Origin of the sequence: Kitasatospora sp. NPDC087315, assembly GCF_044744345.1 — a bacterium.
Lineage (GTDB): Bacteria > Actinomycetota > Actinomycetes > Streptomycetales > Streptomycetaceae > Kitasatospora.
Genome location: NZ_JBIUYD010000005.1, coordinates 321,510 through 343,638, shown reverse-complemented (window position 1 = coordinate 343,638; position 22,129 = coordinate 321,510). Strand labels below are relative to the sequence as shown.

Sequence of the window (22,129 nt, the reverse complement as noted above, 5' to 3'; positions counted from 1 at the left end):
CGCCCGGTTACATTCCGAACCCGGAAGCTAAGCCTCACAGCGCCGATGGTACTGCAGGGGGGACCCTGTGGGAGAGTAGGACGCCGCCGAACAATCATTCCAGAGAACCCCCACCCGATTCCGGGTGGGGGTTCTCTGCGTTTACGGCCGTGTATTGCTGTGTATTTACGGCATCACGCGCGGGGCACGGTCGCTGTGGGATGGTGGGTGTGTGACGTTGGAGGACCTTGTCCGGTTGCGCCGTGCCCGTGACCTGATCGACCGTGACTACGCGGAGCCGCTCGACGTTCCGGCGCTGGCGCGTACCGCCCTCATGTCGCCGGGCCATTTCTCCCGCAGCTTCCGCGCCGCCTTCGGGGAGACGCCGTACAGCTACCTGATGACGCGCCGGATCGAGCGGGCCAAGGCGCTGCTGCGGCGCGGCGACCTGTCGGTGACGGAGGTCTGCTTCGCGGTCGGCTGTACATCGCTGGGGTCGTTCAGCTCGCGGTTCACCGAGTTGGTCGGCGAGAGCCCGAGCTCGTACCGGGCCCGCAGCCATGACGAGGGCGCCGCCATCCCGGCCTGCATCGCCAAGATCCACACACGACCGGTCAGGAATGGAGAAGCGAAACGCGTGCCCCGCCCGTAGCGTGAAGCGCATGAACATCAGACTTTCACAGTGCTTCATCGCCGTTGACGACCACGACCGGGCGCTCGCCTTCTACCGGGACGTTCTCGGCCTGGAGGTGCGCAACGACGTCAAGTTCGAGGGGATGCGCTGGGTGACCGTCGGCGCACCGTCGCAGCCCGATGTGGACATCGTCCTCGAACCGCCCCTCGCGAACCCGAACGCCTCGTCCGCCGACAAGGCCGTCATGGCGGAGCTGCTGGCGAAGGGCCTGCTGCGCGGCGTCATCTTCAGCACCGACGACTGCGACGCCACCTTCGAGCGCATCAGCGCCGCGGGCGGCGAGGTGCTGCAGGAGCCGATCGACCAGCCGTACGGCGTCCGCGACTGCGCCTTCCGCGACCCCTCCGGTAACATGCTCCGCTTCAGCCAGCCGCGCAAGCAGTAGGCTCCGGCCCCGGGAACCGGGCGTTACCCTTGCGGCGGACCCCGCGCCGCGTGGTCGGCGCCGGAGGGGCCACGGACCGAAGGCGTGGATGCCCTGGTTCTTGTGCTGGGAGCGACCCCGGCCGGCGTCAGCCGACCGGGGTCGCGCCACCCCTGGCCGACCCCGCCGGCCGCCACCGCCGATCGGACAGCCGGCGGACCGCCGCCGCGACCGCGCCGCCGGGGGAGAAGAACGTACTGCGCGAAGCCGGCCGGATCGAGCCGGGCGACGCCGACGGAGCCGCGAAGGCGGCCTCGCGCAAGAGAGCGTAAGAGAGGGAGAGACGATGAGCAGGGCCACGAGGACGGACCCGCAGTCGCCTGTGCTGCACGGTGCCGACAGCCACGATCTGATCCGCGTGCACGGTGCGCGCGAGAACAACCTCAAGGACCTCAGCGTCGAGCTCCCGAAGCGCCGGCTGACGGTGTTCACCGGCGTCTCCGGCTCGGGCAAGAGCTCCCTGGTGTTCGACACGATCGCCGCGGAGTCGCAGCGGCTGATCAACGAGACCTACAGCACCTTCGTGCAGGGCTTCATGCCGACGCTGGCGCGGCCCGAGGTCGACGTGCTCGAAGGGCTGACCACCGCGATCATCGTCGACCAGCAGCGGATGGGCGCCGACCCCCGCTCCACGGTCGGCACCGCCACCGATGCCAACGCGATGCTGCGCATCCTCTTCAGCCGGCTCGGGCAGCCGCACATCGGCTCGCCCGGCGCGTTCGCCTTCAACGTCCCCTCGGTCCGGGCGAGCGGTGCGATCACGGTCGAACGCGGGGCCGCCAAGACCGTGAAGCAGACCTTCACCCGCACCGGCGGCATGTGTCCGCGCTGCGAAGGCCGGGGCACCGTCTCCGACATCGACCTCACCCAGCTCTTCGACGACTCCAAGTCGCTCGCCGAGGGCGCGATCACCGTCCCCGGCTACACCACGGACGGCCACTGGACCGTGCGGATCTTCACCGAGTCGGGCTTCCTCGACCCGAAGAAGCCGATCCGCGACTACACCGAGACCGAGCTGCGGGACTTCCTCCACCGCGAGCCGACCAAGGTGAAGGTCAACGGCATCAACCTCACGTACGAGGGGCTGATACCCAAGATCCAGAAGTCATTCCTCGCCAAGGACCGGGAGGCGATGCAGCCGCACATCCGGGCGTTCGTGGACCGGGCGGTCACCTTCACGGCCTGCCCCGAGTGCGGCGGCACCCGGCTCAGCGAGGCGGCCCGGTCGTCGCTGATCGGCGGGGTCGGCATCGCCGACGCGTGCGCGATGCAGATCAGCGACCTCGCCACCTGGGTCTGCGGCCTCGACGAGCCGTCGGTGGCGCCGCTGCTCGCCACCTTGCAGCAGACCCTCGACTCGTTCGTGGAGATCGGGCTGGGTTACCTCTCGCTGGACCGGCCGTCGGGCACGCTGTCGGGCGGCGAGGCGCAGCGCGTCAAGATGATCCGCCACCTCGGCTCCTCGCTGACCGATGTGACCTACGTCTTCGACGAGCCCACCACGGGCCTGCACCCCCATGACATCCAGCGGATGAACGCCCTGCTGCTGCGGCTGCGGGACAAGGGCAACACGGTGCTCGTCGTGGAGCACAAGCCGGAGACGATCGCGATCGCCGACCATGTCGTCGACCTCGGTCCCGGCGCCGGTGCGGCGGGCGGCTCCGTCTGCTTCGAGGGCACCGTGGAGGGGCTGCGGGCCAGCGGCACCCTCACCGGCCGCCATCTCGACGACCGGGCCGTCTTCAAGGAGACGGTGCGCAAGCCCACCGGCACGCTGGAGATCCGCGGCGCGACGACGCACAACCTGCGCGACGTCGACGTCGACATACCGCTCGGGGTGCTTGTCGTGGTGACCGGTGTCGCCGGCTCCGGCAAGAGCTCGCTCGTGCACGGGTCGCTGGCCAATGGGTCGCCAGCCAGCGGTTCGGGGCCGGCCGGCGCGGGTGTGGTGTCGGTCGACCAGGGCGCGATCCGCGGCTCGCGGCGGAGCAACCCGGCGACGTACACCGGGCTGCTCGACCCGATCCGCAAGGCGTTCGCGAAGGCCAACGGTGTGAAGCCGGCCCTGTTCAGCGCCAACTCCGCCGGTGCCTGCCCCAGTTGCAACGGCGCCGGTGTCATCTACACCGACCTGGCCATGATGGCCGGCGTCGCCACCGTCTGCGAGGAGTGCGAGGGGAAGCGGTTCCAGGCGTCGGTGCTGGACCACCACCTCGGGGGCCGCGACATCAGCGAGGTGCTCGCGATGTCGGTGACCGAGGCCGAGGAGTTCTTCGGCGCCGGCGAGGCGCGCACGCCGGCCGCGCACACCATCCTCGGCCGGCTCGCCGACGTCGGGCTCGGCTACCTCAGCCTCGGCCAGCCGCTCACCACGCTGTCCGGCGGCGAGCGGCAGCGGCTCAAGCTGGCCACCCACATGACCGAGAAGGGCGGCGTCTACGTCCTCGACGAGCCGACCACCGGCCTCCACCTGGCCGACGTCGAGCAACTGCTCGGTCTGCTCGACCGGCTCGTCGACTCCGGCAAGTCGGTCATCGTCATCGAGCACCACCAGGCGGTCATGGCGCACGCCGACTGGATCGTCGACCTCGGCCCCGGCGCCGGTCACGACGGCGGCCGGATCGTCTTCGAGGGCACACCCGCCGACCTCGTCGCCGCCCGTTCCACCCTCACCGGCGAGCACCTCGCGGCCTACGTCGGCGCCTGACCGGGGCCCGCACCGCGAGTGCGCGTCGCCCCGCTCCGCAGGGCCCGGGCGCGCCGGACACGGGCAAGAGGGCGGGAGCCGGCAAGAGGAGGGAGAGGGGCCCGGTGGGGGACGGGCGCCTCTCCCTCCTCGCCCGAGGGGCCTGCCCACCGCTCCGGGCACGCCGGCTCAGCCACGGCCTGCGGGCGGGGCGGCCTTGCGATGCACGCACCCCAACGCCGCACGCTGATCCGCCGAGAATTGCCAGACACGCCCTGGTGCCCCCGCACAGCCCGGGCAAGATCGCCAGGGCTGTGCGGGGAGCGGGACGGCGCCGCCGGACGGGCCCTCAGCCGGTCGGGGCGGTGGGGCGGGAGGCCAGGCCGACGGGGCAGACGACGGGTGTGCCGTGGACCGGGTCGGTGAGGATCGCGCTCTCCACCCCGTACAGCTCGCGCACCAGGTCGGGGGTGACGATGTCGCGGGGCGCGCCCTGGGCCGCGACCCGGCCGTCGCGCATGGCGACCATGTGGTCGGCGTAGCGGCAGGCGGTGGTGAGGTCGTGCAGGACGAGGATGACGGTGCGGCCTCGGTCGGCCAGACCGCGCACCATCTCCAGCACCTCCAGGGCGTGGCCCATGTCCAGGGCCGAGGTGGGTTCGTCCAGCATCAGGATGTCGGTGTCCTGGGCGACGGCCATGGCGATCCAGGCGCGCTGCCGCTGCCCGCCGGAGAGGGTGTCCAGCGGGCGGTCGGCCAGGTCGTGCAGGTCGGCGGCGGTCAGGGCGCGCTCCACCGCCTCGGCGTCGCCGGCGGACCACTGCCGCAGCAGCCCCTGGTGCGGCTGGCGGCCGTAGCGGACCAGGTCCCGGACGGTCAGCCCGTCCGGGGCGGTGGCGGACTGCGGCAGCAGGCCGATGATGCGGGCGATCGCGCGGGTGGACAGCGAGGGCAGGGGCTTGCCGTCCAGCAGGACGGCGCCGGAGCGGGGGGCGAGGGTGCGGGCCAGGCCACTGAGCAGGGTGGACTTGCCGCAGCCGTTGGGGCCGACGATGACGGTCACCTGCCGGGACGGCAGCCGGAGGTCGAGTTCGTGCACCACGGTGGTGCGGTCGTGGCCCAGGGTGAGCGCGCTGGCCTCCAGCCGGGGGGCGGTGCCGCTGTCGGTGCTGCCCGGAGCACCCGGAGCACCCGGAGCGGCAGCGGCAGCGGCGTCGGTGGCGGTGGGGGCGGTCATGCGGTCCTCCGGGTACGGGTGGTGAGCAGCAGCCACAGCAGGTAGGGGCCGCCCACGACGGCGGTGACCAGACCGACCGGCACCTCCAGCGGCGCCAGGGCGGTGCGGCCGATCAGGTCGGCGAGCAGCACGAGGACGGCGCCCGCGGCGGCCGAGGTGAGGACCGGGACCGCGCAGCGCGGTCCGGCGATCCGGCGGGCGGCCTCGGGGGCGGCCAGGGCGATCATGCCGAGCGGTCCGGCGACGGCCACGGCCAGCCCCGCGCAGACCACGGCGGTGAGCAGGACGGCGATCCGCAGGCCGCGGACCCGGACGCCCAGCCCGGTGGCGACGGCCTCGGAGAACCGGAGCAGGGCCAGCCGGCGGCCGAGCAGCACGGCCACCGGCAGGCAGACCAGCAGGCCGATGCCCAGGTAGCCGACGGCGTCGGCGTCGCGGCTGTTGAGGGTGCCCACCGTCCAGGCGAAGGCGGCGTTGGCGGAGTCGATCGCGGCCCGGGAGAGCATCAGGTCGGTGACGGCGCCGAAGACCGCGCCGATCCCGAGACCGACCACCAGGAAGCGGTAGCCGTTGCGGCCCGCGCCGCCGCCGAGCGCGAGGGCGAGCACCGCGGCGGTGGTGGCGCCGGTGAGGGCGGCGGCGGAGGGCAGCAGCTGGGTGGCGGTGCCGGTGACCGAGGCGACGGCGAAGGCGGTGGCGCCGTCGTTGAGGCCGATGGTGTCCGGGGTGGCCAGCCGGTTCTGGGCGAGGCTCTGCAGCAGACAGCCCGCGGCGCCGAGGGCGGCGCCGACGGCCAGTCCGGCCTCGGCGCGGGGCAGCCGCAGCTTCTCCACCACCAGCACGTCGCGGGGGGAGCCGTTGCCGAAGGCCGCGCGCAGGGCGTCCAGCGGGTTGAGGACGGTCTCACCGACCGCCAGATAGACGGCGGTGACGGCGACGGCGACGGCCAGCAGCGCGGTGCAGCCGAGCAGCGCGCGGACGGGGACGAGGACCGAGTGGCCGCGCACCCCGATCAGCCGGGTGCCGGGGGGCGGCGCGGACACGGCGGCCGGCCGGGGGGCGGCCGGGGCGGGGAGCGTCTTCACAGCGAGGGCAATCTGTGCGAGCGGACGACGGCGACCAGGACGGGTGCGCCGAACAGGGCGGTCATCACGCCGAGGGGCATCTCGTAGGGGCGGGCGACCAGCCGGGAGGCGACGTCGGCGGCCAGCACCACGGCCGGTCCCAGCAGGACGGACACCGCGAGCAGGCGGCGCAGGTCGGGGCCGACCAGGGCGCGGGCGGCGAAGGGCACGACCAGACCGACGAAGGAGACCGGGCCGGCCACCGCGGTGGCGGCGCCGACCAGCAGGGCGACGGCGGTCATCGCGAGGGCGCGGGCCCGCCGGGGCCGGTGGCCCAGGCCGGTGGCGACGTCGTCCCCGAGGCTGAGGGCGGTCAGGGACGGGCTGACGGCCGCGGCCAGGACCAGACCGAGCAGCAGGATCGGCAGCACGGAGAGGAGTTGGTCGGTGCCGCGGCCGGCGACCGAGCCGATGGTCCAGAAGCGGATCTCGTCGGCGGCCCGCGCGTCGGCCAGCAGCAGGACGGAGGAGCCGGCGGTCAGCAGTCCGCTGAAGGCGGCGCCGGCCAGGACCAGCCGGACCGGGTCGTCGCCGGTGCCGCGCAGCCGGGCGGCGCCCAGGGCCAGCAGACAGCCGGCGGCGGCGCCGAGCACCGCGACGTACGGGCCGACGGTGGCCGCGCTGGCGCCCGACACGATGGCCACCACCACGGCGAAGGAGGCGCCGGTGCTCACCCCGAGCAGGCCCGGTTCGGCCAGCGGGTTGCGGGCGGCGGCCTGGAGGACGGCGCCCGCTACGCCGAGGGCGGCGCCGACGGCGAGGGCCACGGCGGTGCGGGGCAGTCGCAGGTCGAACACGGTGAAGCGGGAGTCCGGGTCGCCGCCGCCGAGCAGGGCGGCGGCGGCCCGGGACGGTCCGACATCGCCGGCGCCGAGCAGCAGGCTCGCCAGAACGGCGGCCAGCAGTATCGCTCCGGCCGGCAGCAGACCGCGCAGCAGGATTGATCGGAATGTCACACCGGGCCTCCCCGTCAGGGCCTGATCTATGGTTAGGCTAACCTCACAAGTGATTCGTCCATAAACTATCATTGCTCGGAGATCGCTCATGCTTGGCACCCGCTTTACGAAGTCCCTCCTCGGCGCGGCCGTGATCGGCGCCCTCTCCCTGGGCCTGACCGCGTGCGGCTCCTCAGGGTCGGGGGACTCCGCGGGTGGCAGTGGCGACTCGGCCAAGGACGGCCGCCGCTCCGTCACCACCGCCTTCGGTGCGGTGGAGGTGCCCGCCGAGCCCAAGCGGGTCGTCGCCCTCGGCGACACCCCCCTGGACACCGCGCTCTCCCTGGGTGTCACCCCCGTGGGCACCAGCGCCAGCCGCGGCGGCAACACCGCGCCCGCCTACCTGGACGCCGCGAGCATCCCGCTGGTCGCCACGGTGAAGGAGCCCAACATCGAGGCCATCCTGAACACCAAGCCGGACCTGATCCTGACCGCCGCCGGGATCGAGAAGTCCCAGTACGACCAGCTCTCCGCGGTGGCGCCCACCGTCGTGCCCAAGGCCGGCGACTGGCGGGCGGTGCTCGATGTCTACGGCGAGGCGCTGGGCCACAAGGCCGACCTGGACACCAAGCTCGACGCCCTGGACAAGCGCGCCGAGAAGGCCGGCGAGGGGAAGACCGGCTCCGCCGTGGTCATGCGATGGATGCCGAACGGCCCGATCGTGATGAACTCGGCCAACATGCCGGGTGCCATGCTCAAGAAGGCCGGCGCCACCACCCTGCCGATCGCCGACGGCCTGGGCGCCCAGCCGCACTCCGACCCGCTGTCGCTGGAGAACCTGGGCAAGGCCGACGCCGACCGCATCTTCGTCGCCACCCTCAACGCCGAGGGCGAGAAGGCCCTGGAGGCCGCCCGCAAGCAGGACGCCTTCACCCGGCTGAAGGCCGTCGGGAACGGCCAGGTCGCGGGCGTGGACGGCCAGGTGTGGAGCAGCAGCTCCGGCCCGATCGCGGTCGAGAAGGTCGTCCAGGACATCGAGAAGGCCTTCGCGGCGAAGTGACCGTGTGCGGGTGCGACCGCCCGCACACGTACGGCGGCCCCGGCCCGACGGTCCCGGATTCCGGGGCCCGTCGGGCCGGGGCCGTCGGCCGTGTGGTCTCACGCGGCCCCCGTCCTCGAACGGCTCAGGCCGCTTCGAGGACGATCGACATGCAGCTGCCGTGCGTGCCGTAGCTCTCCGGGAGCACGACCTCGGGGCGGGAGGTGCCCCCCCTCGGGTCGGCAGCGTGGGGTTGCTGCCGACGGCCACCACGGAGTCCGCTCGAACCGCTGCTCCCGGGCCCGCCCGCTCGCCTCCGTCAGCGGGCCGCCCGGCCGAATTCCCCGGCGCGGGAGATCCCGGCACCCGGATCGGGGACCCGTCGGTGCGTTCTGCCGCCCGGTCGCCGCCGCCCGGCCGGTCCGTGCAGGGCGTGCCGGTCCGCCACGCCGTCCTTGGCCCGCCTCCCCCCGGACGAACTCGCTTTGACGACTTGTCCGCTCATTACCGAGCGTCAGGTCCCGGCCCCGCCGCTGCGGCCCGCGGGGCGGCCCCGCAGGGAAGTTGGACGACTGTTAACCCCCGCGCGACCTGCTGATTCCCGCCGGGCACCGGTCCGGACGGTGAAATGATCACGGAGTGTGGGCGGTCGCGGTGCCGGGGACTTCCGGCCCTGGTCCATGGTCCAATGGTCTATACCAATTGCGGTACGGTGGCCCCAGGATGCTGTCAGACACGCGGCTGTGGGGGCCCCATGACTATCCATCACCTTCCTCAACCACCTTCCGACCGGGAGCTCTACTGGTATTTCGGGCCACAGCGCCGCTGGGTGCTGATCTGCACGTCGCTCGCCTTCGTGTTCACCGCGGCGACCATGCTCACCTTCTCGCTGCGGACCCCGGCCCTGTGGGCCTTTCTCGCCGTCCTCGTGCTCAACCTCGTCGCGCTCGCGCTGTCCTCGGTCAACAGCCTGCGCCAGCGCCGGCTCACCCGGCAGTCGCACGAGGTGCTGGTCAACGCCTGGGAACCGGCCGAACTGCCGACCGTCGACCTCTATCTGCCGACCTGCGGTGAGCCGCTCGACGTCCTGGAGAACGCCTACCGCGCGGTCTCGGCCGTCGACTGGCCCGGCGCGCTGACCGTCTGGGTCCTGGACGACGCCGACCGCACCGAGGTCGCCGGACTGGCGGCCGCGCACGGCTTCGAGTACGTCGTCCGCCCCGACCGCGGACACCTCAAGAAGGCCGGCAACCTCAACCACGCGCTCACCCGGAGCAAGGCCGAGTACATCGCCATCCTGGACGCCGACTTCGCGCCCCGGCCGGACTTCCTGCGCCACCTGGTGCCGTACTTCGCCGACCCCAGGATCGGCATCGTGCAGAGCCCGCAGTGCTTCGACACCGACGAGACGATGGGCTGGATCCAGCGCGCCGCCGGTTCGGCCCAGGAGTGGTTCTTCCGCTGGATCCAGCCCTCCCGGGACGCCAGCGACGCCGCCATCTGCTGCGGCAGCAACGCCGTCTACCGGCGCTCCGCGATCGACGCCGCCGGCGGCTTCGCCAAACTCGACCACAGCGAGGACCTGTTCACCGGGCTCTCCCTCTACGAGCAGGGGTTCCGCACCCTCTACGTGCCGGTCCTGGTCGCCAAGGGCACCTCGCCCGACAACCTCGCGTCCTTCGTCAACCAGCAGTACCGCTGGGCGATGGGCAACCTGCACCTGCTCGGCACGCCCGTCCTCAAGCGGATCCGCGCGCCCTGGCGGATGCGGTTCTGCTTCTACGAGGGCGTCGTCGGCTACCTGACCACCGCCGTCAACATCTTCGCGGCCCCGCTGCCGCCGCTGGTGATGATGTTCTGGTACCCGGACCAGATCCGGCCCTGGCACGTCCTCCCGCTGCTCGCCCCGCTCTGGCTCTGGCACGTCCTGCTGCCCCGGATCAGCCGGACCCGCTGGCGGGTCGAGGTGATCCGCTCCAACGTCCTCATGAGCGTGGCCGCCGGCGCCGCCTTCTGGCACACCCTGCGCGGCCGCAGCGCCGCCTGGGTGCCCACCGGCGCGGGCCGCGCCAAGCCCGGCGGCCTGGCCCGCCAGGTCGTCCTGGTCTCGCTCGGCTGGCTCTGCGTCTCCGTGGGCGCCGCCGCCGTCGGGCTCGCCCTGGCCGTCGCCCGCAACGGCTGGCTGCCCAACTGGGGCCTCGGGCTGTACCTCGCGGTGCAGTGCCAGATCAGCCTCCCGCTGATCCGCGACCTGGTCGCCGAACTGCGCCCCGCCGACCCGGCCCGGGCCGCGGCACGCGCCGACGCGCGGGCCGCCCGCCAGGCCCGTCGCGGCATGCTGCCCAGGCGCTGGCCCGAAGCGCTGGCCGCCACCGCCACTCTCGTGCTCACCGCCCTGCTCGCCTCCGGCTGGGTCAGCCCGATGCTGCCCTGGCTGGGTTGAAAGGTCGTCACACCGATGGACTCGACCGTGGCTCCGGAGATCCGTCCGGAGACCTACACCATTCCCGGCCGCCCGCCCGGCGGTTCCGGCTCCCGGGGCTCCGATACCCCGGGCGCCGGCTCCCCGGGCCGGACACCCCGCTCCGCGGGCTTCCGCCCCGACATCGAAGGCCTGCGCGCGGTGGCGGTGCTCGCGGTGCTCGCCTTCCACGCCTCCCTCCCCGGCCTGGCCGGCGGATTCGTCGGCGTGGACATCTTCTTCGTCATATCCGGCTACCTGATCACCGGCCTGCTGCTGCGCGAGGCGGTCACCACCGGACGGATCCGGCTGGGGGAGTTCTTCTCCCGCCGGGCCCGCCGCCTGCTGCCCTCCGCCGCCGTGGTGCTCGCCGCCGTCGCACTGGCCGGCGCCTGGCTCACCGTCCCGCTGCGCCGCACCGACCTGGAGTACGACGTCCTCGCGGCGGCGCTGTCCGCCGCCAACTGGCGCTTCGTCGCCCAGCAGACCGACTACCTGGCGGCCGGGCGGGACCCGAGCCCGCTGCTGCACTTCTGGTCGCTGGCCGTGGAGGAGCAGTTCTACCTCTTCTGGGGCCCGCTGCTGGCCCTGGTCGTGTTCCTCGCGGTCCGGGCGGTCCGCCGCGAGCGGGCCGTCCGGCTCGCGCTGACCGCCGTCGCCGTGCTGCTGACCGTCGGCTCCTTCGCCCTGTCGCTGCACTGGACGCACGGCTCCGTCTCGCTGGCGTACCTCGGCACGCCGTCCCGGGGCTGGCAGTTCGGGGTGGGGGCGCTGCTCGCGCTGCTGCCCTGGCACCGGCTGCGCGGACCGCGCCCGCTGCGCCTGCTCTGCGGCTGGGCCGGAGCGCTGGCGATCGTCTGGTGCGTCGTCCGGTACGACGCCACCACCCCCTACCCGGGGTACGCGGCGCTGGTCCCGACCCTCGCCACCGCCCTGGTCGTCCTGGCGGGCACGCCCGACCGCGACGGCGCCCCCGCCGCGAACGGCGGCGGCTTCGGGGTGGCCCGGCTGCTCGGCACCCGGGCCCCGCGCGCCGTCGGCCGCCTCTCCTACAACCTCTACCTGTGGCACTGGCCGGTGCTCGTGCTCGCCGAGGCCCGGCTCGGGACGCTCGGCTGGCCGGCCAGGACCGCGCTGACCGTGGCGGCCGCGCTGCCCGCGATGGCGGCGCTGCGCTGGATCGAGCAGCCGCTGCGCCGTAACCGCACCGTCTCCGAACTCCCCAGGCGGGGCCTCTCGCTGGGCCTCGCGGCGGTCGTCATCCCGGTGGTGCTGGCGCTGGTCGTCGGCACCGGGACGCTCCGGCTGCTCGGGCCGGCCGCCCCGGTCGACCTGCAGGGCCTGCCGCCCGGCTCGCCCGACGGCACCTCCCTGCTGGCCAGGACCGCAGGGCCGCTCAAGGGCGGTCCGGTCGTCCCGGACGCCGTCCAGGCCCGCAAGGACTTCCCGCCGGACGGCGAGTGCGAGGTCGCCCCGGAGAGCACCACCAGCCCGGCCTGCCTGTTCGGCGTGACCAGCAGCCCGGACCGGATCGTCCTGCTCGGCGACTCGCACGCCGGCCAGTGGTTCTCCCCGATGCTGGCCATCGCGGCAGAACGCCACTGGGCGCTGGAGGAGTTGGTCAAGCAGGGCTGCCCGCTGCCGGAACTGACCGTGGTCAACCCGCAGTTGGGTCGGACGTACCGGGAGTGCGACACCTGGCGGGCGAACAGCCTGGCCCGGCTGCAGAACGGCCCCAAGCCCAAGCTGATCGCGGTGGCCTCGCTCAACCGCTACACCGACGACCAGCAACTGCTGCTGGAGGCCTGGGAGAAGACGCTGACGCCGCTGCGCGCGCTCGGCGTGCCGATCGTCTACCTCCAGGACACCCCGATCCCCGGAACGGACATCCCGGCCTGCGTCTCCGGACACACCGACCACCCGGCCGCCTGCGAGTTCGACCGCGGCCGAGCCCAGTGGCCGGACCCGCTCGCCGGGGCGATCGCGGCCGGCCGGCTGCCCGGCGTGCGGACGGTCGAGGTGAACTCGGTCATCTGCCCCGGCTCGGGCCGCAGCTGCCCGGCCGTCCTGGAGCGCATCCTGCTGTACCGCGACGACGCGCACCTGACCAACGTCGCGGCCGTCGTCCTCACCCCCCGGCTGGAGCGGCTGCTCACCGAGGCCGGGGCGGTGCCCGCGCGCACCGCCCCGGGCGCCGACGGCTGGACCACGGTCCTGCGGGACGACTTCGACGGCCCGGCGGGCAGCCGCCCCTCGGCCGAGAACTGGCAGTACGACCTGGGCACCTGCTACCCGGGCTGCCCGGCGGCCCAGTGGGGCACCGGCGAGATCGAGACGATGACGGACTCGACCGCCAATGTCCGCCTCGACGGCAAGGGCGTTCTGGAGATCGTCCCCACCCTGGAGAACGGTCAGTGGAGCTCCGGCCGGATCGAGTCCCGCCGGGCCGACCTCAAGCCGCCGCCCGGAGGGGTGATGCGGGTCGAGGCCTCGATCGCCCTGCCCGACGTCACCGGGCCCGCGGCGGCGGGCTACTGGCCGGCCTTCTGGACCCTCGGCGGCGCGCTGCGCGACGGCTACACCGGCTGGCCGGCGATCGGCGAGCTGGACATCATGGAGGCCGTCAACGGCCGTGACTCCGTCTTCGGGACGATGCACTGCGGCACGCTCGACGGCGGGCCCTGCAAGGAGCCGCAGGGGCTCGGTTCAGGGGACCAGCCGTGCCCCGACTGCCGGACGGGATTCCACTCGTACGCGGTGGAGGTCGACTTGACGGCCGGCGCGGAACAGGTGCGCTGGTACCTCGACGGGCGCGAGTTCCACCGGGTGACGGCCACCCAGATGGACGCGGCCACCTGGGACCGCGCGGTGAACCACGGCCTGTTCCTGATCCTGAACGTGGCGATCGGCGGCCACCTGCCCGCCGCGCTCGGCGGGACCGCGGGACCGGCCACGGAGCCCGGTCACCCGATGCGGGTGCAGTACGTCGCCGTCTCGACCCGGGGAGGAGCCCACTCCTGAGACCCGGTCGGGCCGGGACCCCGGAAGCGCCGTGTGCGCTCCCGGGGTCCCGGCCGTTCACGACGACCTCGGCACCCCTGCCGTAGCAGGCGCCTTAGAGCTTGAAGAGCTTGGAGTAGGGCTGGGTGATGCGCTGCTGGTGCGAGCCGAAGTCGACGAGGACGGCGGTCTGGCCGTCGCCCTCGACGGCGATGGTCCGGCCCAGGCCGAACTGGTCATGGGAGACCCGGTCTCCGACGGCGAACTCTTTGAGTGGCTCCGGAGGGGTTGGGCGGAAGGGACTGGTGGGTAGGGGGCGCCGGGGTGAGGTTGATTTCGTCATCCTGGCCAGTATGCGCCCAACTTCGGGGTTCTGGACCGTGTCTGGGCATCGATTTTCGGCGGCTCGGCGTGTCTTCGGCACCCGGTGGGGGCGGTCGTGGCCCGCACCGGCACCGGCGGCGGGCCCCGCGGAGGTCCGCCGGCAGCCCGGTGGCGGTCCGGCGGAGGTCCGTGACGGTCCGTGGCGGTCGAACCCGCGTCCTACCCGGCCGGCGCACGAAAAACGCCGTTCGGGCCCGAACCCTGCTACAGTCGTGGTAGTTGCAGTTTTGGTTCCCATGAACTCTGTGTGCGCCTGCTGATGCCTCGCAGGCGCATTTTTGTTTCCCGGTCGTTTCCCGGGACGGGTCCTCATCGCGGCGACTCGATATCCGCACAGTGCGGATTTCGAACAGTCCTTTGAAGGAGAAATTATTATGGCTACTGGCACCGTGAAGTGGTTCAACGCGGAAAAGGGCTTCGGCTTCATCGAGCAGGACGGCGGCGGCGCCGACGTCTTCGCCCACTACTCGAACATCGCTGCGAGCGGTTTCCGCGAGCTGCTTGAGGGCCAGAAGGTCGAGTTCGACCTCACCCAGGGCCAGAAGGGCCCGCAGGCCGAGAACATCCGCCCGCTGTAGTCCTTTCGGCAGCGAGCTTTCCACCGGGCCACCCGCCCGGCGGCGAGGGGCCCGTACCGCGTTCACGCGCGGTGCGGGCCCCTCGGCATGTGCGGCCCCGGCCGGACAGACCGGGGCCGCACATGGAAGGGGACGGTGGTGACCACGACCTTTGGGAGATTCCGCAGCGCCCGGCGCAGCCGCCCGGCGAGCTGGTTGTGCAGGACGCGGTGCCACCAGTGCCGGACGACGAGCTCCGGGAGGATGACGGTCAGGGTGACGTCGGGGCGCTGGCGGTGCAGGGCCTCCAGGTAGTTGACGAGCGGTGCGACGATCGCGCGGTACGGGGAGAGCATGACCTCCAGCGGCAGGTGGTCGCCCCACAGCCGCCAGTACCCGCGGAAGCGCTCGGCCTCCTCCTCGGTGGGACTGACGTGGACGGCCAGGACGGGCTGCTGGAGGGAGGCGGCGTAGGCCAGGGCGCGCATGCCGGGGAGGTCCAGGGCGGCGACCGGCACGACGGCCAGGTGGCGGATCTCCTCGGGCGCCTCCTCGTCCTCCGCCGCCCTGTTCTCCTCCTCGCCCTCCGCCGCCGGGCCGGCTCCGCGCGGCGGGCCCGGTTCGGCCGGCTGCCCGCCGGCCTGCGGGGCGAGGGTCCGCCAGGGCACCTCTACGGCGTGCGGATGCAGCGCGACGGCCTCGGCGACCTGCTCGTAGTGGTGCCGGATGCGCAGGGCGACGAACAGGAAGAGCCCGACGGCGAGCACGGCGACCCAGGCGCCCTCGGTGAACTTGGTGACCCCCGCGGTGATGAAGACGACCGCCGACAGCAGACAGCCGGTGGCGTTGAAGAACAGGCTCTTGCGCCAGTGCCGGTCGCGCAGGCGCCACCAGTGCACCACCATGCCGGCCTGCGACAGCGTGAAGGCGAGGAAGACCCCGACGGCGAACAGCGGGATCAGCGGTGCCGTCCGGCCGCCGAACGCGACGAAGATCAGCGTCGCCGCGGCCGAGAGCAGAAGGATCCCGTTGCTGAAGGCGAGGCGGTCGCCGAGCCGGAGGAAGAGCCGCGGCGCGTGGTGGTCGCGGGCCAGCAGGAACAGCACCCGGGGGAAGTCGTTGTAGGCGGTGTTCGCCGCGAGCAGCAGGATCGCCGCGGTCGCCGCCTGCGTGAGCACGTACAGGACCCCGTTCCCGAAGCTGCGGTGGGCGAGTTGGGAGAGGACCGTCTCGGTGCCGCTGGGCACGATGCCGTCGAGCCGGATCAGCGCGATGATGCCCGCGAACATGGCGATCAGCAGGCCGACCATCCAGGTCAGCGTGGTCCGGGCGTTGCGCCAGGTGACGGGGGTGAAGGCCGGGACGGCGTTGGAGATCGCCTCGATGCCGGTCATCGCGGTGGAGCCGGAGGCGAACGACCGGAGCACCAGCAGCACGCCGAGGCCCTCGGTCGCCGTCAGCGTGGGCGTCGGCGTCGGGTGGAAGCCACGCCCGCCGGCGTCGTAGAGGCCGACGCAGACCAGGGCGAGGACGGCGGCGATGAAGGCGTAGGTGGGGGCCGCGAAGAGCACGCCCGCCTGCCGGATGCCGCGCAGGTTGCCGGCGAGCAGCAGGGCGATCACCCCGACACCGATCGGGACGATGTCGGGGGTGAGGGACGGGATCGCGGAGGTGATCGCCTCGACGCCCGCGGCGATCGAGACGGCGACGGTCAGGATGTAGTCGGTCATCAGCCCGGCGGCGGCCACCAGCCCCGGCAGCCGGCCGAGGTTGTCGCCGGCGACGACGTACGAGCCGCCGCCGTGCGGATAGGCGCGGATCGTCTGACGGTACGACACTCCCACCGCCAGCATCAGGAAGGCGATGGTCGCGGCGACCGGCAGGGCGTAGCGCAGCCCGGCCGCGCCGCCGAGGACGAGGACCGCCAGCATCGCCTCCGGGCCGTAGGCGACGGAGGACAGCGCGTCGGCGGAGAGCACCGGCAGCGCCACCAGTTTGCGCATCCGCTCGTGGGCGATCGCGGTGCTCCTGAGCGGAGCCCCGAACAGCGCGCGCCGCAGCCGGGAGCCGGCCCGGCCGAGCGGCGAGAACGGGACGGCATCGGCGTCCTCGGTCGCCTCGACGGCGGTGGCCGGCCCGCCGTCGAGCGGGGGGATCGGCACGAACCGGCCGAACCTGGCCGGCCGGACCTCGGTGGGGTAGCGGCCCAGGTCCGGGTCGACCGGCAGGGCGCGCTGCCATGCCTCGGGATCGCCCGCCACCCGGTCCCACTGCTCGCCGACCCGGCGCAGCACCCGCAACTGCTCCTCGTCCAGGGTCGGCAGCAGCGCGGACGGGCTGGGCGCGCCGCTCTCCCGCTCGCCGCCGTGAGTGTCGCCCCGCTGTGTATCCGTCACATCGCTCATTGTGATCGACGGGTCCCGTGCCGGAGGGATGGCGGGTTCGCGGGTCGTCGGTGGGCCGCCGGGGCCGGGTGCCCGTTGTCGGGCGCCTTTCCGGATCGCGCGGAGGAATTGTGGCGGGTGGGCCGTTTTCTGTGCGTTGCGCACAGCGGAGTGTGCGCGGTGGAGTTGTGCGCGGTGCCGCGCCGGAAAGGCCGACCGAATGGCGGCCGCGCGGAGTATCCTGGATTGTGCCGGGATCAATAGCCGGCAGGTCGACCGGGCGGAGGTGGATATGGGGCTACTTGAAGCAGGAGACCCGATTTCGCGGCTCGCGATCGTGAAGCCCTCACCCGGCCCTCAGGGCGGGAAGGACACAGGGATCGCCCGGGCGGGGAGCGGTGGGGGTGTGGGGTCGCCGTCTCGACCGGTGTTCGCACGGGTCTGAGGTCGTTTCCGCCGAGAGCGGTGGAAGCGGCCTTTCTGCGTTTTTTGGCGACTTTTCGCCGCCGCCCGTCTTCGGCGCGGCGGTTTTCGCATTCGGTCGGAGTGTCGCGAGGTCGGAGTGTCGCGAGGGCGCGGTCCCGCCCGGCCCCGGGTGTCGGGGCCGGGCGGGACCGTCAGAACCGCAGGGACCAGCTGTCGATGAAGCCGGGGAAGTAGCCGTAGCGGTCGGTCGCCCGCAGCTTCCACACCCCGTTGGCCGTCCGGGCGGAGGCGTCCACGCCGTAGAGGGCGGTGAGGTCCGGGCGGCCGTCCGCGATGTCCTCGTCCCGCAGCCGGTACGCCGTGCCGTCCGGGGCGATCAGGTCGATCGTGAGGTCCCCGCGCCAGCCGTGCTTGATGGCGAGGCGGACGTCCAGGTCGGCGGGCGCGTGCCCGGGCACTCCGGTGACGGTGATCGCGGACTCGACGGTGCCGTCGATGGCGACGTCGGTGCCGTTGGTGAAGAGCGGCCCGGGCGCCCGCACCGGCGCGGTGCCGGTGTAGAGCAGCCGGTCGGGCGAGCCGGGGCCCGCGTCCTGGACCGAGCCGGTGGTCGCCGCGGCGGTGAGCGCCGCCGCCACCTGGGCCGGGGTGGCGGCCGGGTGGGTGGCGAGGTGGAGCGCGGCCGCAGCGGTCACATGCGGGGTGGCCATCGAGGTGCCCGACATGGTGGTGCCGATCCCGCCGACGTCGACCCAGCTCAGGGCCGAGACGATGTCCACGCCGGGTGCGAAGAGGTCCACCAGCGGGCCGTAGTTGGAGAAGGACGCGCGGACGTCGTCCTGGTCGGTGGCCCCGACCGTCAGGGCGGTGGGCACCCGGGCGGGGGAGTGCTGGGAGGCGTCCGTGCCGTCGTTCCCGGCGGCCACGGCGTAGGTGAGGCCCGAGGCGATCGAGTTGCGTACCGCCGCGTCCAGGACTTCGTCCGGCTCGCCGCCCAGGCTCAGGTTGACCACCGCCGGCTTGACGGCGTGCCCGGTCACCCAGTCGATCCCGGCGACGACCTGCTCGGTGGTGCCGTATCCGCTGTCGTCGAGGACCCGGACGGCGACGATGGACGCGGCCTTCGCGGCCCCGAAGGTGCTGCCCGCCACCGTTCCGGCCACATGGGTGCCGTGGCCGTGCTCGTCCTGCGCCACGTTGTCCCCGTCGATGGCGTCGAAGCCGTTGGAGGCCCGGCCCTCGAACTCCTCCTGGGTGACCCGGACGCCGGTGTCGACGATGTACGCGGTCACGCCCCGGCCCGCCGTGGCCGGGTAGTCGTACCGCCGGTCGAGCGGGAGCCGCCGGTGGTCGATCCGGTCCAGCCCCCAGGACTCCGGATCGGGCTGGGTGTCGTCGGCCCGCACCCGGCGGTTCTGCGAGACCAGGGCGACCGACGGGTCCGCCGCCAGCCGGCGGGCCTGCCGCGCGGAGAGGTCGGCGGCGAACCCGTGCAGCGCCGCGTCGTACGTCCGCCGGACCGTTCCGCCGTACGAGCGGGCGAGCGCCTGGGCCGCGCTCCGGAGCGAACCGCCCGCTCCGGCCTGCTCCTTGAGGACGACCAGGTAGCTGCCCGGGACGGCGTTCGGCGACCCGGCGCCCCGGACGACACCCTCCGGGCCGGCGGCCGAGGCGGGAAACACCCCACCGGCGCCGATCGACAGGGCGGTGGCCAGGCCGAGAACGGCGCAGGCGTGGCGAAGACGACGGCCTGGACTCATCTGTTCGGTTCCCCCTCCGGTGGTGCCCCCTTCCCCTGAGCCTGATGCATCGTCAAGTCAAGTGCAAGCAAAAGGAGTTGAGGATCTTCGCGGGGCTGGGTGTCCGGGTCGGGTGGCGAAGCCTGGACTGACGGCGCAGGGCCGGGCGGGCCTGCGCGCCGGGGTCAGAGGCCGAGCGAGCCGAGGGGCCAGCGGTAGGGGCGGGTCGGCAGCCACCAGAGCCGGCCGGCGTGTTCGGCGATCAGCCGGGCGTCGGCGAGCTCCGCGCGGACGTCGTCGGGCACGGTGTCGGTGGGTGATCCCTCCAGCAACCCGGCCACGGCGGTGAGGAAGTGGGGCTCGTCGATGGTGAACAGGTCGAGCGGGCCGAAGCGGCGGTCCCTGACCTCGATGAAGCCAGGCCCGTGCCGGTAGACGCACCTGGCCGGGAAGTACCCGGCGCGCCAGGCCCCGGCGGCCTGCGGCGGCGCGCCCTCGATCCGGCTCGGCGGGTAGAGGTGGCCGAGGGCGCCGTCCGCCGCGCAGCCGTCGGCGCAGCGGGCGACCCAGTCCACCGCGAGGCCGCGGCCGGTCAGTTCGCGCAGCAGCAGGAGGGCCCGCGCGGACTCCGGGCCCGCCGTCGCGGCGCACAGGTCGACGGGGTGCGGGAGGCGGACGTGCCGCGCACCCGCGCGGTACAGGCGTTCGGCGTCCGGCCGGGCGGCGTCGGCCAGCTCCAGCCGGCCCAGCGCCATGCCGGGCAGGGCCCGGGCGGCCGGGTCGTGGTCGCGCCAGGCCTCGACGGTGATGGCCGGGCTCGGCGGTTCAGCCAACTGCGACGGCATGGCGTGCCTCCTGCTGCTCGTTCTGCTCTGCGGACTTCTCCTCGCCGGGCCGGGCGTCGTCCAGCCGGAACAGCACCTGGCTGCCGGCCTCGACGGCCACCTGGATGAAGGTGTCGTTCTCCTGGAAGACCAGGCCCCGCCGGATCCAGTCGTCCAGCACCGCCCGTACGGTGGGCTCGTCGGTGCCCGCCCTGGCCGTCAGCGTCGCGAGGCCGCGGGGCTGGTCGAGCAGGCGGAACAGGGCGAGCCGCTCGGGCGAGGACAGTTCGAGGACCGTCCAGTCGTAGGCCTGCCGGCGGCTGAGCAGCACGATCCGGGTGCCCAGGTCCTGGTAGGTGAGGCGGCTCGCCGGGTACCGCTGGTGCCAGGTGTCGATCGCCGCCGACAGCTCGGCGGCCAGCGGCTCGTCGATGCCCTGCGGCGCGGCGGAGAACAGATAGGCCAGGTCGGTGAGTTCGTTCTCCGGCAGCCGGTAGATCTCGGCGTACTGCTGGGCCGGTCGCAGGTCGGGGAAGCCGAGTTCGGGCTTGTCGAAGTACGGGCTGAACCGCTCGATCGCGATCCGGGACGCCCCGGCCGGCGGTTCGAGGTGGTGCAGCAGCGGGATCTGGCGGATGACCGCCCGGTAGTCCTGGTCCGCCTCGCCGGGGAAGCCGTACAGGTAGTTCCAGCAGGAGCTGACCCCGGCGCTCTGCGCGTCGCGCAGCGCGCGGACGTTCTGGCAGCCGGTCACGCCCTTGTCCATCAGCCGCAGCACCGGGGTGCTGAGGCTCTCGATCCCCGGCTGCACCATCACCGCGCCCGCCTCGCCGAGCAGCTGGAACTGGTGGCGGCGCAGGTTGGACTTCACCTCGAAGTGCAGCCGGATGTCGTGGTCCGACTCGGCCAGCCGGCGCAGCACGGTGTCGAAGTAGCCCATGTCCAGGATGTTGTCGACCACCACGAAGTCCAGCACCTGGTGGCGCTCGGCCAGCCCGGTCACCTCGTCGTAGAAGCGGTCGGGGCTCTTGCTGCGGAACTCCATGAACGAGCCGTTGAGCCCGCAGAAGGTGCAGTGGTGCTTCTCGCCCCACCAGCAGCCGCGGGAGCCCTCGACGAGCAGCTTCGGCTGCACCCAGCGCGCCGCCGGGGAGGCGTCCAGCCGTTCGAAGAAGCCGTCGTAGGCGGGGGCCAGGATCTGGCCGGGCGCCAGCGGGCGGCGGGACATCGGGTTCGCCCGGGAGGTGCCGGAGCCGTCCCGCCAGCAGAGTCCGGGGATGCCCGCGAGCGTGTCGTCCCCGGAAGCCGCGGAAGCCGCGGAAGTCCTGGAAGTCCTGGAAGCCCCGGCGGTCCCCGGGTCGTCCTCGGCGAGGGCGGCCAGCAGGGCCGGGAACGCCGTCTCCCCCTCGCCCCGGACGACGTGGTCGACGAACGGGAAGCTCCGGTGCAGCGCCGCGCCCATCTCGCCGTCGCAGTTGGCGCCGCCGAACACGATGCGGGTGCCCGGCGACAGCCGCTTGAGCAGCCGGGCGGCGGCCAGGCTCGCGGTGTTCTGCTGGAAGGTGGTGGTGAAGCCGACGACGTCCGGCCGTTCCCCGGCCAGGTCGGTGGCGAGCCGGGCCGTGAACTCCGGCGCGAGCCCGTGCAGGGTGGTGGTCATGGCGATCTCCGCCGCCCCGGCGCCGTTGGCGGCGAGGAAGGCCGAGAAGGCGTCGACGTCGCCGGGCCGGTCGTACAGGGCGCTGGAGAAGACCCAGTCGCCGGCGCCCTGGAAGTACGAGGAGGTCGAGTAGTAGGTGTAGTCGCCGAGGCCGAACGCCGTCCGCCCGACGACCCAGTCGACGAAGTCCAGGTTCGCGTGCCGGACCTGGACCTCGTGGCCACCGGACTCGGCGGCCGTGCGCAGGATCCCCAGCGCGAGGGAGGGGACCTCGATCGACCCCCACGGCATGTTCACGAGCAGGATCTTCATCGCCTGTTCCTCCAGGTCGAGTCGGCGCCGCTCCCGGGGCCCGGCACGGCTCCGGGCCCCGGGAAGCGACATCCGGTTCGTTCGTGTCATCGCTGGGCGGCCGGGGCCGCGTGGATCATCCAGCGGCCGCTCTCGGCGGTGCTGTCGTTCTGGACGGTGCGCTTCTTCATGGTGTTCACCTCCTTTCCGGGGATCCGCCGCGGACCGGGGCCGGCGGCGTGGAGCGGGTGGCCGGGCCTTGCCGGTGTCACCGCTGGGCGGCCG

The 22,129-nt window shown here is 73.2% G+C and carries 15 protein-coding genes and 1 rRNA gene; 8 read left to right on the top strand and 8 right to left on the bottom strand.

What is annotated here, in order from left to right; all coding sequences use genetic code 11:
* From rrf to ACIO5D_RS10170, 4 genes are all read left to right on the top strand, one after another.
* Nucleotides 1-92: ribosomal RNA gene (gene rrf, locus ACIO5D_RS10185) — 5S ribosomal RNA — on the top strand; the annotation flags it as partial.
* A gap of 119 nt (nucleotides 93-211) precedes the next feature.
* Nucleotides 212-631, top strand: coding sequence for a helix-turn-helix transcriptional regulator (locus ACIO5D_RS10180; protein WP_363604207.1), 420 nt, complete (start codon nucleotides 212-214; stop codon nucleotides 629-631).
* Nucleotides 632-641: 10 nt separating this feature from the next.
* Nucleotides 642-1,058 carry a VOC family protein gene (locus tag ACIO5D_RS10175; protein ID WP_363604209.1) on the top strand — a complete coding sequence of 139 codons (417 nt, stop codon included), beginning with the start codon at nucleotides 642-644 and terminating at the stop codon, nucleotides 1,056-1,058.
* Nucleotides 1,059-1,383: 325 nt separating this feature from the next.
* Nucleotides 1,384-3,804 carry an ATP-binding cassette domain-containing protein gene (locus ACIO5D_RS10170; RefSeq protein ID WP_400794685.1) on the top strand — a complete coding sequence of 807 codons (2,421 nt, stop codon included), beginning with the start codon at nucleotides 1,384-1,386 and terminating at the stop codon, nucleotides 3,802-3,804.
* A gap of 328 nt (nucleotides 3,805-4,132) precedes the next feature.
* Here ACIO5D_RS10170 and ACIO5D_RS10165 read toward each other — a convergent pair whose 3' ends face one another.
* From ACIO5D_RS10165 to ACIO5D_RS10155, 3 genes are read right to left on the bottom strand one after another with little or no spacing between them, the layout of a single operon-like run.
* The gene (locus ACIO5D_RS10165) at nucleotides 4,133-5,020 is read right to left on the bottom strand and encodes an ABC transporter ATP-binding protein (RefSeq protein ID WP_400794683.1); all 888 of its coding nucleotides are present in this window, start codon (nucleotides 5,018-5,020) and stop codon (nucleotides 4,133-4,135) included.
* The gene (locus tag ACIO5D_RS10160; RefSeq protein WP_363604214.1) at nucleotides 5,017-6,105 is read right to left on the bottom strand and encodes an iron ABC transporter permease; all 1,089 of its coding nucleotides are present in this window, start codon (nucleotides 6,103-6,105) and stop codon (nucleotides 5,017-5,019) included. The genes ACIO5D_RS10165 and ACIO5D_RS10160 overlap by 4 nt, the downstream gene beginning before the upstream one ends.
* A complete protein-coding gene (locus ACIO5D_RS10155; RefSeq protein ID WP_363604216.1) occupies nucleotides 6,102-7,100 on the bottom strand; it encodes an iron ABC transporter permease in 999 nt (332 codons plus the stop codon). The genes ACIO5D_RS10160 and ACIO5D_RS10155 overlap by 4 nt, the downstream gene beginning before the upstream one ends.
* 88 nt (nucleotides 7,101-7,188) lie before the next feature.
* Between ACIO5D_RS10155 and ACIO5D_RS10150 the strand changes: the two genes are divergently transcribed.
* The 3 genes from ACIO5D_RS10150 (at nucleotide 7,189) to ACIO5D_RS10140 (ending at nucleotide 13,600) form a co-directional block, all read left to right on the top strand.
* Entirely contained in the window at nucleotides 7,189-8,139 is a 951-nt protein-coding gene (locus ACIO5D_RS10150; protein ID WP_363604217.1) for an ABC transporter substrate-binding protein, read from the top strand.
* A 733-nt stretch (nucleotides 8,140-8,872) separates the two neighbouring features.
* Nucleotides 8,873-10,561: a glycosyltransferase family 2 protein gene (locus ACIO5D_RS10145; protein WP_400650259.1), complete on the top strand. Its 1,689-nt coding sequence runs from the start codon at nucleotides 8,873-8,875 to the stop codon at nucleotides 10,559-10,561.
* 15 nt (nucleotides 10,562-10,576) lie between these two features.
* Complete coding sequence (locus ACIO5D_RS10140) at nucleotides 10,577-13,600, top strand: acyltransferase family protein (RefSeq protein ID WP_363604219.1); 3,024 nt, start codon at nucleotides 10,577-10,579, stop codon at nucleotides 13,598-13,600.
* 94 nt (nucleotides 13,601-13,694) lie between these two features.
* Here the strand turns inward: ACIO5D_RS10140 and ACIO5D_RS10135 are convergent, their stop codons facing one another.
* Nucleotides 13,695-13,922, bottom strand: a complete 228-nt coding sequence (locus tag ACIO5D_RS10135) for a hypothetical protein (RefSeq protein ID WP_363604221.1) — start codon at nucleotides 13,920-13,922, stop codon at nucleotides 13,695-13,697.
* Nucleotides 13,923-14,337: 415 nt separating this feature from the next.
* Here ACIO5D_RS10135 and ACIO5D_RS10130 point away from each other — a divergent pair, with 415 nt between their 5' ends.
* Nucleotides 14,338-14,541, top strand: a complete 204-nt coding sequence (locus ACIO5D_RS10130; protein WP_363604223.1) for a cold-shock protein — start codon at nucleotides 14,338-14,340, stop codon at nucleotides 14,539-14,541.
* Between the two features lie 62 nt (nucleotides 14,542-14,603).
* Here ACIO5D_RS10130 and ACIO5D_RS10125 read toward each other — a convergent pair whose 3' ends face one another.
* The 4 genes from ACIO5D_RS10125 to ACIO5D_RS10110 all read right to left on the bottom strand — a co-directional run bounded on the left by ACIO5D_RS10125 (nucleotide 14,604) and on the right by ACIO5D_RS10110 (nucleotide 21,865).
* Nucleotides 14,604-16,523, bottom strand: coding sequence for an APC family permease (locus tag ACIO5D_RS10125; protein ID WP_400794698.1), 1,920 nt, complete (start codon nucleotides 16,521-16,523; stop codon nucleotides 14,604-14,606).
* A 998-nt stretch (nucleotides 16,524-17,521) separates the two neighbouring features.
* Complete coding sequence (locus tag ACIO5D_RS10120) at nucleotides 17,522-19,090, bottom strand: S8 family peptidase (RefSeq protein WP_400794680.1); 1,569 nt, start codon at nucleotides 19,088-19,090, stop codon at nucleotides 17,522-17,524.
* A 164-nt stretch (nucleotides 19,091-19,254) separates the two neighbouring features.
* Nucleotides 19,255-19,914: a DUF5825 family protein gene (locus ACIO5D_RS10115; RefSeq protein WP_400794678.1), complete on the bottom strand. Its 660-nt coding sequence runs from the start codon at nucleotides 19,912-19,914 to the stop codon at nucleotides 19,255-19,257.
* On the bottom strand, nucleotides 19,895-21,865 hold the full coding sequence (locus ACIO5D_RS10110) for a RiPP maturation radical SAM C-methyltransferase (RefSeq protein WP_400794676.1): 1,971 nt from the start codon (nucleotides 21,863-21,865) through the stop codon (nucleotides 19,895-19,897). The genes ACIO5D_RS10115 and ACIO5D_RS10110 overlap by 20 nt, the downstream gene beginning before the upstream one ends.
* Nucleotides 21,866-22,129: the final 264 nt, after the last annotated feature.